This window comes from Pseudomonas sp. WS 5146, from assembly GCF_012985495.1.
In the GTDB taxonomy this organism is placed as follows: Bacteria; Pseudomonadota; Gammaproteobacteria; order Pseudomonadales; family Pseudomonadaceae; genus Aquipseudomonas; species Aquipseudomonas edaphica.
This window is the reverse complement of record NZ_JAAQWL010000011.1, coordinates 209,823-224,438: the sequence shown is the minus strand read 5'-3', so window position 1 is coordinate 224,438 and position 14,616 is coordinate 209,823. Positions and strand designations below refer to the sequence as shown.

Here is a 14,616-nt window from a genome sequence, read left to right as displayed (position 1 = left end):
CATTGGTCTTGGAGAGTACGCCATCTTTGAGGCCCGTCTCTTTATAGTCAACGGTAGAAATGTCCTTATGGTCGTTGAGCATGCTCACCCCTTCGTTATTGACGGTCGCTACCACGCGGTACTCTTCACGGCGAAAAAGGGGATGAATTATGATGCTTGAACGAGCCGGAAATAATCTGTCCCCATACTTTTTATTGGGCGAATATCGGTGTGTGCTGACGCTTTAATGCTTGATCGAACTCTGAGTTAAACATGATGTTGCGGACTACGTGCGTCATAGCTTATCGAGGCTGGCAGCGGTGGTGGTGTAAAACGGCATGCCTGACTTGTCGATGACTTTTATTCTTCCGTTTTCTTCCTTGATATCCTTTAGGTAAGGAAGGAAGACCACTTCATCGGGAGCTGTTCGCAAGATCTCTTTGTCGAGCACACAGGTGTTGCTCTTCAAAACTTTAAAACTCAATAAGAAAAAATCGATTGTCAGGCGGCATTCAAGTACGCAGGTACACGCAGGGTTTTTTATTTTTTTACTCTTGAAAACCCACTCGTTTTTAAAGTGGTTACGGCGAAACTCATCAAGGGTGTCTTTGAATAGGGCGACAGGAAGCGCTATGTGCTTTATCGCTTTTGCCAACCCATTCAACAGCAGGCTTATAAAAAACTCATTGAGTTCGTCGGACGTTACGCAGTTTTTATAGGCGACCTCGTCCATAGTCACCGGCACAATGAGTGCGCTGCTGGAGTTCACGTAGACCTCCTGCGTAGTTTGCCTGGTTCCGACAAAACAAATTTTTTTGAAGCCCACCGCCTCGAATTTTTGGGCGCTCAAATGGCGTTCCAGGAAATTGCAGACAGACCGGCTTTGATCGCGGAACGGATGAATGATCTCGTCGCTGTATTCGGTCAAGTCCGGGTACAGATACACTTCTTTTAAAATCATGGCCTTGAATGCCTCGCTGGGTCTAATTCCTGCCTGCGGCGGTTCGCATTTCGTTGCTCCCAACGCTCGATTTTCCACCGAGCGCCGGGGCCAGCCGGCACCTTTTTGATTACTCTGGACTCATACCGTCCCGTATTACCCGGTTCTGCGTTCCAGTCTCTAACCTGTTTTTCGGCTCGCGCCGATTTTCCATTTTTCTTTATTCTGCCGCCACTCACACCGGTCTTCGCAACTTTTCCGGTGCGCGTGTCTACGACTTCATAGCCGTGTTGTGCCTTGCGGCTTTTTCTCGAGTTGCCGTGGCATGACCAGCCCCAAGGATCTATCCACCCTAAAGGGTTGGGAGCGTATTGGTAAAGGTTGATTCCCCCCAATAGCTCGATGGGGTCTGGTGTGGTGAATCGCCCAATATCCGGATCATAGAAACGAAAGGTATTGAAGTGCAGGCCTGTCTCGCGATCCAAATATTGGCCCTGGAATCGCAGATTCTGCTCTTCGATGTAGTGAGGCTCACGAACCTCTTCAATGGTATTGCCCCAAACCCGATAACGAGCATGCCAGACGATATTACCCGTGGCATCCGATAGTTGTTCGGGCAGTCCGTTCTGATCATTGTGGTAATACCGAATTTTCTGTTGGGCACCCACACCATCCACACGTGAAAGCGGCTCATGGCTGTCTGTTCCATAGAGGTACAGGCTGTTCAGACTGTTCTTTTGCTCTTGAAGCAGCCGCAATCCGTCCCAGATGAAATAGGTCTCGCCTAGTGGAAACCCTCGGATGTCATGTTCAGTTTTTAGTGTCCTTCGACCGAGGGGGTCGTAGCACATTTTGACGACAGTTTCTTGAACTCCGTTGATGTTGTGAACTTCAATCAAACGATGCTCTGCATCATAAAAGAAGCGTTGCACTCGATGACTACCGGTACGCTTCTCTACCATTCGACCGAAGGCATCGTAGCGATATCGTTTGTCCTGATAGGTCAGTAGTTTGTTATGTACCACCAGCCCTGCACCGGGCTGGGGACCGTCCAGCAAGTTGGCGGCAGCGTCGTAGGCAAACGTTTCGCTCAGCCCCTGAAGGTTGTCTTGGTTGGCGACAATACGTCCCGTCGCATCGTAGTGGAGCAATTGTTGACGACTGGCAACCGGCGTACGGTCAATGCGGGTGATCAGATTGTCGTTGGCGTCGTAATTGAACTGCTTCTGTATTCTGGGCGGTAGCAGTGTTGGCTGGTCGGCATTGCGCAGTATGCGCGAACGCAGGCGCCCACCACGGTCATACTCGCTCCGCGTAGTAATGTGTCCCTGAGTACGCAGAACCTCACGATGCAGCCGGTCCCGCTCGAAATCACTGATCAACTGACCATCGAGGTTCAGTTGGTGCAGATGACCACTTCCGTAGTAGAGACGGTTGATATGGCGCCCATCGGGCAATTGCGTTTGTATCAGGTTACCCAGTTCGTCGTAGTGATGACGCAGGCTGCCTGCTGAGCTTTGTTCTTCCAGCAATTGGCCGACAGCATCGTAAGTAAATGACAGGCTTTGCTCGCAGCCTCGGGTATCTGTGAATGTGGCAACGGTAAGTTGGTTGACGCTGTCGTAGGTGTAGTCGGTTCGACCATCGGCCGTTACTTTTCCGATCAATCGGCCAGCGGCGTCCCGTTCCAAATGATGAGTGATGGGATCTATTGGTGTATCGGGTACAAGTGCCAGTCCAGAACCATAGGGGGCGGGTATATGGGACTCGAGAATGGCATTGCCTAATCCGTCGTAGGCATAGCGTCGGGCGCTGCCATCCAGGTCTTGTTGCTCGACGATTCGGTCGACCGCATCCCAGATAAATCGATACTGTTCACCATTTTCATTGGTCAGTGCCTGGAGACGACCATAGGCATCATAGTTAAATTGAACGTGGCGTCCGTGGGCGTCGATGCGTTGGCGAACTTGCCCACGTCCATCGTATTGATAGGCGGTGGTGTGGCCGGCCGCATCGATGTGTTGGGTGAGCTGGCCACTTGTGTCACGCAGGTATTCTTCAACGCGACCATCTGGCAGCTGATAATGCAGCAGACGCCCGCGAGCGTCATGCAGGAAAGTCGTGCGCTCGCCGAGCGCATCGGTGATGGTCTGTAAATAACCGCGATGGTCGTAGTTGAACTTTGTTGAGTAACCTGAGCAGTCGATATGCTCTGACAGCTGCCCGTATTTATTCCAACGCAAGGTGTTGCTTTTACCTGCGGGGTCGACAATCTCTACGATCTGGCCACCAGCGTTATAACGGTAGCGAGTGACGAGACCCAGCGGGTCTGTTTCGCGGACACAATTGCCGCTGGCGTTATATTCGTATTGCCAACTGCTGCCGGCACTATCGGTTTCAACCAGTGGAAGAGACCAATGTTCCAGCCATAAAACGGATTCAATACGGCCCAAGGGGTCACTGGATGTACTGAGGTTACCGCTCTCATCGTAGCTGTACTCATAGCGCCCACCCAGAGGATCAGTCGCGCTGAGCAACTGACGTTCGTCATTCCACTCGAACAGCCAGGTCTGGCCAAGGTTGTCGCTGTACTGAATGATCTGATGCTGAGTGTTCCAGTACCGCGTACTCACGCGCTGCAGGCCGTCGGTGATGCGCGTGAGGCCAGCCTGCAGGTCATAGTCGAACTGGTAAGCGTCGCCCTCATCGGTCCAATGCCGAACCACGCGCCATTCCAGGCCTTCGATCAACGCCCACTCATAGAAACAGCGCAATCCGGTGGGTAATTGATGCTCCACCATTCGGCGCCCGGCATCGTAGGCAAAACGCCGCTGCACTTGATCGGTTGCATCACGCACTTGCGCGAGATTGCCTGCCGCGTCGTAGCCATAGCTCACCAGCACTTCGCGACGTTGTTCCGGGTACAGGCGTTCAATGCGGTTCACATGGCCCTGATCACGGATCAGCTCAACCTGCACCAGATCGAACGTATCGCGCAGACGCACCAGGCGCCCCGCTTCGTCATAGTCGATATAGATACGGTTGTCGTTACGATCACCCAGTTGGCTCAGACGCAGTTGCGACGGGTTCGCTGGCGCAGCTTCGAACAAGCGGTACATGCCGTCGTCGCTTTCGATCAGCAACTGCCCATTGAGGTGTCGTCGCACCGCAAGCCCTTCACCGGCGCTGAACACTGCGCCGCCCAAGGGAATGGTGCCCATGTCGATGGGCCGGCCCTGCTCGTCGGTATAGACCAGCGTTTCGCCGCCCTCGGGATGCGGCTGAATGTCGACGCATACTTCGTAGGGCACGCTCCAACCGACGCCAAACAGGCTGCCCTGGCGTTCATCACGGCTGTTGTAGAAGCGCTGCCAGTCGATAGGCAGAATGCCGGGCAGCACAAAATCCAGGTCGTCGACACCGCCCAGTACCTTCGCGCCCGTCGCGGCATGCACCGGGTTCGACGAGCCCATCGCGGCGTTGGCCGCAGCGTCCATCGCGCTGCTGATGGCCATCGACGTCGCGCCGCTGACCAACATGCATGGCAACTTGCTGAAGAACTTGCCCTTGCCACCCTTGAGCATCAACAGCGCTGTAACCGCCAACCCGACGCCAGGCGTCTTGCCGCTGCGAATCTCACGCACCACCACCGAACCGCCACCAATGGTCACGTTGGAGGAAATCAGCCCGGACGACACCACCGTCGCATCGCAGGTACTGCGATCACCACTGCGCACGGCGGGTTGGCCGTTGATCGTGACCTTATCCGAGCCTTCGGCCAGAAACTGCGGCGGCATGGGCGGGTGCTTCATGCACACCACCAGGTCCAGCGGCTTGGGCACGGCACCCGGCGCAGGTGTGGCGACGGTAGGGCGCCACATCTGCGAAAAGAAACCTGCGGCCATGTCCAGATAACTGGCTTCGGGTTCCGGTTCGGGCGCTTCCAGCTCGGTACCGGCCGGTGTGACATGGGAACTGATCGCCCCGGCCGCACGAGCCGCAGGCATGTTATTGGTCAGGGTGTCGGTGGAACCGGTGAGAATGTTCGCCTGCACCGTGGGCGGAAACAGGGCGTTACTGAAGGCATCGCATATCTTGGTCAGCCCTTTGTCCGCGCCACTTTTGCTCATGGCCAGGCCAACAATCGTGCCCACCACCGCACCCAGCAGGAAGCAGCCGAGGCCACCGGTGACCACGGTAATGCCGGTGGCCGCAACCACGGCCGCCGTCGCCACCGCCGTGATCGCGATATTGGCCGCCACTTCCAGCACACCGCCGAGGATGTCCGCCATCATCGAGGTGTGGGAAAGCGCATCGCCCATCCGGGCTGCCCATAACGGGTCAGACATACAGGTGGCTCATCAAGAAATGGCGTCGAACGACAACGAGCTTTTTATCAATGCCCAGTGCGCCGCCTCGGCATCGCCGAGCGCCTGCGCCTTTACGTAACTCAAGGCGAGCATCTTGCGGGTGCCAGGTATTACCAACGCCAGCTGATACTGGAAAACCTTGTCATTGCCCTTGTTGAACTGGCTGCGCAGCTCGATAGCGTCGACTTCCTGTGCCGCACCCAGGCGCACATCGATGCCGGGCTGGCAGCGCAAGTCCTGCACCTGTTTTTCCAGACGCTTGAGCTGGTCGTCGAAGTTGCTGTGCAGGGTTTCGCCTTCGGTGAGCATGCTGCGGCTGATGATCAAGGAGGTGCCTAGCTCGGGGAACTTGAGGATATTGATCGTCGCGTCCAGCAGCTCTGTGGTCGGCAGTTGAAACTGGAATTCGTTGATTCGGTACGTCATGGCAAACAGGTCTCGTCAGGAGCTTTTAGGCGCGGGGAAGACCGCTTTTATATTGGCGTCGATGCTTTTTTTGTTGCCCTGGCCCTCGGGGGTGGCGCCGGGGCCGTGGCCGTTGTTCAGGTGCAGTACGCCCTTGGTGTTGAACTCTGCGTCGCCGCTGGCATAAAAGCTGATATTCACCCCAGTGAGGTTGATCTGCCCGCTGGCATTCAACTCCAGGATGCTTTCGCCGCACACAAGGCGCAGGTTTTCCCCCACTTCAATCACGTAGCTCTGGCTGATGCTGTCGGTCTTGCGCTGGCCCACCACCAGCACATCCTCCTGCTTGACCATGCGCGTGCGGTTATTACCAATGGTCACCGTCTCGTTATGCCCAATGCTCTTGTTGCGGTCATGCCCCACCGAGTGGCTTTCATCCACCTCCACCACGATGTCCTGATTGCGCTCGGCGTGGATATACAGCTGCTCCAGCCCCTTCTTGTCCTCCATACGGATTTCATTGAAGTTGGCCGGCGTGCCGCCTTTGCTGGAGCGGCTTTTCATGCCGCTCTGGGTGGCGTTTTCCGGCAGGTCGTAAGGCACGGTCTGTTCGGCGTTGTAGACACGGCCGGTGATGATCGGGCGGTCCGGGTCGCCTTCCAGAAAGCTCACGATCACTTCCTGGCCGATCCGTGGGATCTGCATCGAGCCCCAGTTTTTACCGGCCCAGGACTGCGACACACGAATCCAGCATGAGCTGTTTTCGTTGGATTGGTCGTGACGGTCCCAGTAGAAGTGCACCTTCACGCGGCCGTACTGGTCGGTCCAGATTTCCTCGCCCTTGGGACCGACCACCAGCGCAGTCTGCGGGCCTTTGACGATGGGCCGATAGGTGCTGGCCAGCGGTCGGAAGCTTTGTTGGGCGTCAATACAGGTGAGGCTGCTTTCGAACTGCGCCGACCCCGAGCCGCCGCCGGTTTCCAGGCTTTCCTGGACGATGGCATAGCGGCAACCGACGATCAGGTACTCGCGGTTCTGGTCCTGGCGGCTGAAACCGGTGAGGCTGAACAAATGGCCTGAGCCCAAGCCCCGCGCATTACCGTTGAACTCGATCTGCTCATGCAGGGTTTGCAGGGCTTCGATGCGGGTGCGCGCATAGTGCTCACCGTCGGCGCTTTGCACGTAGGTGCCGGGGTAGTCGTACAGCGGGTAGTCGCCGGCGGTGTGCGGGCGCGGCATGGCCGAGCGCACGTCGATACTGGCGCTGGGGCGCTGGAAGTCGTAGTCGTTAAGCTCCAGCGACCCAGGCTGCACTTCCTGCGCCAGGTGCCAGTTGTGCATATGGTCGCGTTCGCGCTGCTGCTCGTCCTTGGGGTAGTACGGGATCGACGCATAGCCCGGCACCGTGGTGTGGGCGCCATAAGCATCGGCCAACACCAGCACATGACGGTCCTGTTCATGGCGGAAGAAGTAGTAGATACCTTCCTGTTCCATCAAGCGGCTGACGAAATCGAAGCTGGTCTCGCGGTACTGCACGCAGTATTCCCACTCGCGATAAGGGCGGCTCAGCGCGTCTTCGAAGTCGGAGAAGCCCAGGTCGCGGAACACTTGCTTGATGATCTGCGGGATGCTCAGGTTCTGGAAAATCCGGCAGTCCGAGGTGCGGCTGAGCAGCCAGAACCATGGGCGCAGGGTCACCTGATAACTGGCGAACTGGCCTTGGTCGATATTCTGGCTGCAACGCGCAACGATGCCGTGGAAGTGCCGCTCGCCACCGTCCGCCAGCTGCACGCCAACGCTCATCGGCTTGCCCAGCAACTGGTTAAGGTCGATGTTGGCGTCCAGAGAGGTCAGTCGCAGCTCATAGTTGAACAACCTGCCCAGCTCTTCGCCGCCGCCCATTTCATTGAGCAGCAGCACATCCGGCCCGAGCGGGCTGGTGATCTTGGCCAGGCGTGAGGCTTGGTTGAATAGCATCGGTAGTCCCGTAAATACCTAAATAACTGAAGAAACCGAATCCAACTGTGGGAGCTGGCTTGTGTGGGAGCCGGGCTTGCCCGCGATGCAGGCACCTCGGTGTGGCAGGCGCACTGAGGTGATGCTATCGCAGGCAAGCCAGCTCCCACACAAGCCCACTCCCACAGTTGAATTGCGTTTCGTCAGGTCAATCGCTGAAGTCGTAGTGCAATTCATTATCCCGGCTGCTGATACGCACACCCGCCAGTGCCTTGCCTTCGAGCATGCGCGTAAGAAACTCACGGCTCATGTCCGGCAGCAGGCTGTTGGTGAGAATGGTGTCGATCATGCGCCCGCCACTTTCGGTTTCGGTGCAGCGCGAGACGATCAAATCGACCACAGCGTCGTCGTAATCGAAGGCGACTTTGTGGGTGTTCTCCACGCGCTTTTTGATGCGGCCCAGTTGCAGGCGGGTAATCGCCTTGAGCATTTCGTCGCTCAGCGGGTAATACGGAATCGTCACCAGACGGCCCAGCAGTGCCGGCGGAAAAATCTCCAGCAGCGGTTGGCGCAGCGCCTTGGCGATTTCTTCCGGCTCCGGGATGTTCGCCGGGTCTTTGCACACGTGGGAAATCAGCTCGGTACCGGCGTTGGTGGTCAGCAGGATCAGGGTGTTCTTGAAGTCGATCACCCGGCCTTCGCCGTCCTCCATCACGCCCTTGTCGAACACCTGGAAGAAGATCTCGTGTACATCCGGGTGGGCTTTTTCCACCTCGTCCAGCAGCACTACGCTGTAGGGTTTACGCCGTACCGCTTCGGTCAGCACGCCGCCTTCGCCGTAGCCGATGTAACCCGGTGGCGCGCCCTTGAGTGTGGACACGGTATGGGCTTCCTGGAACTCGCTCATGTTGATGGTGATGACGTTCTGCTCACCGCCGTACATGGCTTCGGCCAGGGCCAGGGCGGTTTCGGTCTTGCCCACACCCGAGGTGCCGGCGAGCATGAACACGCCAATCGGCTTGCTCGGGTTATCGAGCCCGGCGCGGGAGGTCTGGATGCGCTTGGCGATCATCTGCAAGGCATGGTCCTGGCCGATGATGCGTTTCTTCAGGTGCTGGTCGAGGTTGAGCACTGTCTCCAACTCGTTGCGCGCCATGCGGCCCACCGGGATGCCGGTCCAGTCGGCGACCACCGAGGCCACGGCCTGGTAATCCACGGTCGGCAAGATCAGCGGGGTTTCGCCTTGCAGCGCAGTGAGGCGTTGTTGCAGGTCGAGCAGTTGGGCGCGCAACTCATCGTTGCCGCTGTCTACCACGCCAGCTTTTTCGCGCAAGGTCGCGCGAGTTGCCAATAGCTCATCAACCAGGGTTTTTTCTTCGGCCCAGCGGCTTTCCAGAGTCGCCAGGCGCTCACGTTCGGCGCTCAGCAAGGTTTCGCTATTGGTTTGACGCGCACCAATGGCGATACCGATGGCATGCTCGCGGGCGATGATTTGCAGCTCGGTTTCCAGCGCTTCAATGCGACGGCGGCTGTCGTCCACCTCGGCCGGGACCGCATGCAAGCTGATGGCGACGCGGGCGCAGGCGGTGTCCAACAAGCTCACGGATTTATCCGGCAACTGGCGCGCCGGAATATAGCGATGCGACAGTTTCACCGAGGCTTCCAGCGCTTCATCGAGGATCTGCACCTGATGGTGTTTCTCCATGGTCGAGGCCACGCCGCGCATCATCAGCAGCGCTTTGTCTTCCGACGGCTCGGCCACCTGTACCACCTGGAAGCGGCGGGTCAGCGCGGGGTCTTTCTCGATGTGTTTTTTGTACTCGGCCCAGGTGGTGGCGGCCACGGTACGCAAGGTGCCACGGGCCAGCGCAGGCTTGAGCAGGTTGGCGGCGTCGCCAGTCCCGGCGGCGCCACCGGCACCTACCAGGGTGTGAGCTTCGTCGATAAACAGAATGATCGGCTTGGGCGAAGCCTGCACGTCTTCGATGACCTGGCGCAGGCGCTGTTCGAACTCGCCCTTCATGCTGGCACCGGCTTGCAGCAGGCCCACGTCGAGGCTGCGCAGTTCCACATCCTTGAGCGCAGGCGGCACGTCACCGGCGACGATGCGCAGGGCGAACCCTTCGACTACAGCGGTCTTGCCCACGCCGGCTTCGCCAGTGAGGATCGGATTGTTCTGACGTCGACGCATCAGGATGTCCACCAGTTGGCGGATCTCTTCATCACGCCCCACGATCGGGTCGAGTTTGCCACTGCGCGCTTGTTCGGTCAGGTCGACGGTGAAGCGCTTGAGCGCTTCCTGCTTGCCCATCGCACTCGGCGCCATGGCACCGCTGGCTTCGCCAGGTACGCCGGCGTTGAAGCCATCGCTGGCGCTCAACGCATTCTCCGGTGAGTCGCCGACGTATTCGTCAAAACGCTCGCTCAAGGCTTCGGGTTTGATCTTGTCGAACTCGGCGGACAAGCCCAGCAGCGCATGGCGCAGGCTCGGTGTCTTCAGGATACCCAGCACCAGGTAGCCGGTACGCACCTGGCTTTCGCCGAACATCAGGCTGCCGTAGACCCAGCCGCGCTCTACGGCTTCTTCCACATGCGACGACAAGTCGGTGATCGACGTCGAACCACGCGGCAAGCGGTCCAGCGCTTCGGTCAGGTCACGGGCCAGGCGCGCCGGCTCCACGTTGAACTGGCGGATGATGCGGTGCAGGTCCGAGTCCTGCAGTTGCAGCAACTGGTGAAACCAGTGGGCCAGTTCCACATACGGGTTGCCCCGCAGTTTGCAGAACACGGTGGCGGCTTCGATGGCCTTGTAGGCCACGCTGTTGAGTTTGCCGAACAGTGCGGCGCGACTGATTTCACCCATGCTCTGGATTCCTTGAGGTAGTGGCGTGATCGGCGTAATGCCGGGCCAGGATTAGGTCGTTGGCGTCATGCTCGGGTTGGCCGAGCCAAGTGTTGAAGCCCAGGCGGAATTGGCCATTAAGTTGCAGCTTTGGGACTTCGGGTTGTTGCAAAACCAGGTTCAAGTCCCAGTCCAGTTCATGGCCCAGGTACTCGGCCACCCACGCCACCAGCTCGTTGAACGGCTGGCTGCCGGGCAGCATGCCCATGTAATCGTCCAGCTTGAGCGGGCCGAGGCGGATGCGGAATTTATGCTGGCGATCCCACACATGGCTGCCCAGGCAAAAGTCCACGCCCAACTGGTTGGCGCTGACACTCACGCGGCTGCGCTCTGGCAGTTCCAGCCACTGGCCGACGTATTCTTCAATCTCTACCGGCAGGCCGAAGTACTCGCTGAGAATGGCCTTCAAGCCGTCCGGGTAGCGGGTTTGCGCCGACAGGTGACCGCTGTAGTGCAGCTTCGCGGTATCCGGAATCAACCCCTGGTTGAGCAGGCTCGGCATGCCTCGACCACACAGCGCTGCGAGGCGCGCGGACCAGTAGTCATCATCCGGGCGGTCGTGGCTGACGGTCGGTCGCGCCTCGGCCCAGGCCCGGTAAAACAGGCTGAGCAGGCGATGGTGGAACACATCCAAAAACTGTTTGCTGGTGCTGTCGGCGTTGTTGCGCTGGCGTTCGCGCACGTACTCGGTGATATGCAGCGGCAACGGGCCGTTGGGGCCGCCGAGGCCGAAAAAGAATTGCTCCAGCCGCGCTGGTTTGCCATCGCCGCCAGGGTCGACCGAGGCCAATGTGGCCGGTGCGAAGGTGCAGTCCGCCTGCTGCCCCAGGCGCAGCGGGTCATCGGCCAGGCGCAGGGAATGGCCCAGGCGCGGCAGCGCTGGCGATTCGCACTCGATACGTCGCAGCGCCTGGAAGAAATCGTATTCCCAGGGCTCCTGATGCATCGCATCCAGTGTGTTCACAGGGTCGGACGTCGACCGGGCTTGGCTTTCCATCGCATGATCTCGCCGCGTTCGGTGGTACGGATCACCGTCTCGGTAAAGCTGTTGATCGACACATAACGTGCCAGGAAGCGTTCCAGCACCGCACCGAGCAGGAACACGCCGGTGCCGCGAAACGCGTTTTCATCGAATTCCAGGGTGATTTCCAGACCGCGCCCAAACACGATCGGGCCGGGCATCGGCAGGCGCCGGGTCACCGCTTTGCTGCTGACCTCACGTAAACCTTCGATCTGTAATTGCAGCGCCGCGTCGTTGCTGTCGCCATACAAGCGCAACAGTTCGCGCAAGGCGCCGGCGCCCTGGCCCTGCTCGCTCAGCGACAGGTAGTTGAGCGACAACTGGCTGATCAGGCGCCAGGCCTTGGCGTCATGGGCATGGCTGGCACGCGGGCGACTCGGCCCGGCCACGCAGCGCACCGACAACACCGGCGCGCTGTCGGCCAAGGTGAAGTCGGTCTTGCCGTTGCCCACGCTCATGAACAGCGGCAAATCGCGGTTGGTACACAGCGCGGTCACGCCGAGCTGGCGCAAATCATGGCGGTACGGCGCTTGCTGGCTGTCGACCAGGCTGACAAAGGTTTCGCTGCCCACATAGGTAGAGCGCGGGCCGTTACGGCGTTGGTCGCTGGACAACACGCGAGGTTCACGGCGCAGGGTGTAGTACGCCTGGTCGCGGCCATAACGCGATGGATCACGCACCGCATAGAACGGCAGGAACGGCTGCTCCGGCCCAGTGCCATGGCCGGTGATGCCGCTCAACGAGTGAATTTCGAAATCCATCGGCCGCGTGCGGTCGGCGATGACATGGTGTTCGTTGACACGGTCCGACAGGTGAATGCGGTCCACGCGTTTGGGAAACAAGTTGATCGCCGGCGTGCAGAACGGCATGAACTGCGCCGCGCCGACGCTGCCTTCCAGGCTCGGCTCGTGACGGTCGAACAGCACGATCAGCTCCAACTCCTGGCCGTCGCAGCGTTTCACCGCACGGCTCAGCTGCGCGAATTCAACGAACAGGAAGCGGTGGGGCAGGGCGAAGTATTCCTGCAGTAGCCGATAACCCTGAAACGCGCGCGCCACCACCGGCATGGCCGCATCGGCATCGTCAAAACCACGGGAGCGCAGCGCGTCTTGCGGCAGGCGCTCGACCCAATCACCACCGGGTTTGCGAGCAAACACGGCGCAGGCGTTGCCGAGTAACTGTTCGTAGAGCCGAAACGGCTGCTCATCGGCACCGCTGAGGTACAGCGGCAGGTTATCGAGGTCGAGGCTGTTGAAGGGTAATTCGGCGCCGGTGCGCAGAGTCAGGCGCAGGCCGGCTTTGGCTTTGGGCTCGCTGGCGGCCAGGCGTCCCAACACAGCGGCGGGGTTGCCGAAGTACTCAGCATTACTGACTTGCAACGGCCACAGCGTCACCGGGTGCGCGGTGCGGTACTCGCAGCAGGTCTGGGTTTCGCGGCCCAAGGCGGCGCGCAACACTGTGTCGCGCGGCAATAGGAAACCACTGGCCAGCGAGCCTTCGTCGGGGTCGGTCTGCATTTGCACCACGGTCATCGACGGCGTGGGCGCGAGGTAGTGCGGGTAAGCGATTTCCAGCAGGTTATGGGTGAAGGTCGGGTACTCGGCGTCGAGCTTGAGCTGCACCCGGGCAGTCAGGTAGGCAAAGCCTTCGAGCAAGCGTTCGACGTACGGGTCGGCGCAGTCCATGCCGGACAACGTCAGCCGACTGGCGATCTTCGGGTATTCCTTGGCGAACTCGGCGGCGCTTTCGCGCACGTGGTGCAGTTCCTGGTTGTACAGCTCCAGCAGGCGCGGGTTCATGGGCGCCTCCGCTGGTCGGCATTGACCACACGCACATGCCCGGATTCCAGATCGAGGTCGGTTTGCAGCAGCAGGCGCAACGGCACCGGCTGCGCCCACAGGTCGCCTTCGATCTCGAAACTCAATGCGTTGTGGTTCATCTCGCCATGGCCCACGCGGGCTTTTACGCGCAGCGTGTGGCGCAAAATACGTGGTTCAAAAGTGGCAATCGCCTGGTAGATCAAGGCTTCCAGGGCTTTGATATCCACACTGGAAACGCTGTTGCCGGCCAGCGCAGGCAGGCCGTAATTGACCACCGATGTGCCAGCCGGGGTGTGCAACGTGGCATCGGCGTCGAGGAGCGACGTGGTGTTAAGCAACCACGCCAGGTCACGCAGCACCGAGGCTTTTAATTGGGTCAGGGACAGCACGCGTTTGTCGGCGCTTTCCTTGAGGTTGGTTGGGTCATCGTCGGTCAGCCGGTCCAGCAGGGACGGTTGCAGACGGTCGCGGGAAGCGATTTCAGTTACCACCAAAGCAGCTCCACGGACGGGCTAAGAGAGGGACAAGGTGCCAGGGGCCGCAGCGAGGTGCTGCGGCCGCCAGGGCTATCAGCGCTTGGTGTTGGAACGGATGTTCCAGCCAAACTTGATCGCGCCGCCGTCTTTGGTGCCGTCGGCTTTCTGCGGCTGGTAGTCGACCATCACCTGGGCGAAGTTCAGGGTGACGTTTTCGGTCAGGCGATCATCGGTGCCCGAGCCGCCGGTGCTCAGGGACGTGACCAGCACTTCTTCCAGGTTGATCACCATGTACTCGACCTGGCTTTCGCCGCCAGCCTTGCGCACGGTCAGCTTGACCTTGTCGATGTGCTTACCGCTGGCGCAGTGCATCATCAGGTTGGGCGAAGCCTTGTCGACGTACTTGGTCAGCGACAGGTCCTGGATATTCACCTTGCCCGCGCCGCCACCGCCGCCCACATGCATGTTGCCGGACTGGGCCATGCCCCAGCTCCAGTTCAGCACGTCGATTTCGTCCTTGTGGGCCTTGTCCATGGACTCGCCCTTGATGTCGCCGATCTTGATGAAAATATCAACAGCCATGTTTTCTCCCTGTGTGGCACGGGCCACTGAATTTGGTGATGCCCAAAGGGGCAATGCTGTTCTGTGGGAGCTGGCTTGCCTGCGATGGCATCACCGCGGTCTGACTGACAAACCGAGGTGCCTGCATCGCGGGCAAGCCCGGCTCCCACAGAAGAGCCGGTTCAA

General features: G+C 59.4%; 9 protein-coding genes. All 9 read right to left on the bottom strand.

Annotated elements, in window-relative coordinates; all coding sequences use genetic code 11:
• Window positions 1-274: 274 nt before the first annotated feature.
• Window positions 275-940 (bottom strand): hypothetical protein, encoded by a 666-nt coding sequence (locus tag HBO41_RS24905; RefSeq protein ID WP_169988100.1) that lies wholly within the window; start codon window positions 938-940, stop codon window positions 275-277.
• The gene (locus HBO41_RS24900; protein WP_169988098.1) at window positions 937-5,268 is read right to left on the bottom strand and encodes an RHS repeat-associated core domain-containing protein; all 4,332 of its coding nucleotides are present in this window, start codon (window positions 5,266-5,268) and stop codon (window positions 937-939) included. The genes HBO41_RS24905 and HBO41_RS24900 overlap by 4 nt, the downstream gene beginning before the upstream one ends.
• A 12-nt stretch (window positions 5,269-5,280) precedes the next feature.
• Entirely contained in the window at window positions 5,281-5,715 is a 435-nt protein-coding gene (locus HBO41_RS24895) for a DcrB-related protein (RefSeq protein WP_169988095.1), read from the bottom strand.
• 15 nt (window positions 5,716-5,730) lie between these two features.
• A complete protein-coding gene (locus HBO41_RS24890; protein WP_169988093.1) occupies window positions 5,731-7,671 on the bottom strand; it encodes a type VI secretion system Vgr family protein in 1,941 nt (646 codons plus the stop codon).
• Window positions 7,672-7,858: 187 nt separating this feature from the next.
• Window positions 7,859-10,513 carry a type VI secretion system ATPase TssH gene (gene tssH, locus HBO41_RS24885; protein WP_169988091.1) on the bottom strand — a complete coding sequence of 885 codons (2,655 nt, stop codon included), beginning with the start codon at window positions 10,511-10,513 and terminating at the stop codon, window positions 7,859-7,861.
• Window positions 10,506-11,549 carry a type VI secretion system baseplate subunit TssG gene (gene tssG / locus HBO41_RS24880; protein WP_017135819.1) on the bottom strand — a complete coding sequence of 348 codons (1,044 nt, stop codon included), beginning with the start codon at window positions 11,547-11,549 and terminating at the stop codon, window positions 10,506-10,508. Before tssG ends, tssH begins: the two co-directional genes overlap by 8 nt.
• Window positions 11,513-13,372, bottom strand: a complete 1,860-nt coding sequence (tssF, locus tag HBO41_RS24875) for a type VI secretion system baseplate subunit TssF (protein WP_099550248.1) — start codon at window positions 13,370-13,372, stop codon at window positions 11,513-11,515. Before tssF ends, tssG begins: the two co-directional genes overlap by 37 nt.
• Window positions 13,369-13,884, bottom strand: coding sequence for a type VI secretion system baseplate subunit TssE (gene tssE, locus HBO41_RS24870; RefSeq protein ID WP_026013585.1), 516 nt, complete (start codon window positions 13,882-13,884; stop codon window positions 13,369-13,371). The genes tssF and tssE overlap by 4 nt, the downstream gene beginning before the upstream one ends.
• A 78-nt stretch (window positions 13,885-13,962) precedes the next feature.
• Window positions 13,963-14,451 (bottom strand): type VI secretion system tube protein Hcp, encoded by a 489-nt coding sequence (locus HBO41_RS24865; RefSeq protein ID WP_005792512.1) that lies wholly within the window; start codon window positions 14,449-14,451, stop codon window positions 13,963-13,965.
• Between the last annotated feature and the right edge of the window lie 165 nt (window positions 14,452-14,616).

Excerpts from the sequence above, each read along its gene's own strand:
- tssH (WP_169988091.1), bottom strand. The coding sequence starts at position 10,513 with ATGGGTGAAATCAGTCGCGCCGCACTGTTCGGCAAACTCAACAGCGTG.
- tssG (WP_017135819.1), bottom strand. The coding sequence starts at position 11,549 with ATGGAAAGCCAAGCCCGGTCGACGTCCGACCCTGTGAACACACTGGAT.
- HBO41_RS24865 (WP_005792512.1), bottom strand. The coding sequence starts at position 14,451 with ATGGCTGTTGATATTTTCATCAAGATCGGCGACATCAAGGGCGAGTCC.
- HBO41_RS24895 (WP_169988095.1), bottom strand. The coding sequence starts at position 5,715 with ATGACGTACCGAATCAACGAATTCCAGTTTCAACTGCCGACCACAGAG.
- HBO41_RS24890 (WP_169988093.1), bottom strand. The coding sequence starts at position 7,671 with ATGCTATTCAACCAAGCCTCACGCCTGGCCAAGATCACCAGCCCGCTC.
- HBO41_RS24905 (WP_169988100.1), bottom strand. The coding sequence starts at position 940 with ATGATTTTAAAAGAAGTGTATCTGTACCCGGACTTGACCGAATACAGC.
- tssF (WP_099550248.1), bottom strand. The coding sequence starts at position 13,372 with ATGAACCCGCGCCTGCTGGAGCTGTACAACCAGGAACTGCACCACGTG.
- HBO41_RS24900 (WP_169988098.1), bottom strand. The coding sequence starts at position 5,268 with ATGTCTGACCCGTTATGGGCAGCCCGGATGGGCGATGCGCTTTCCCAC.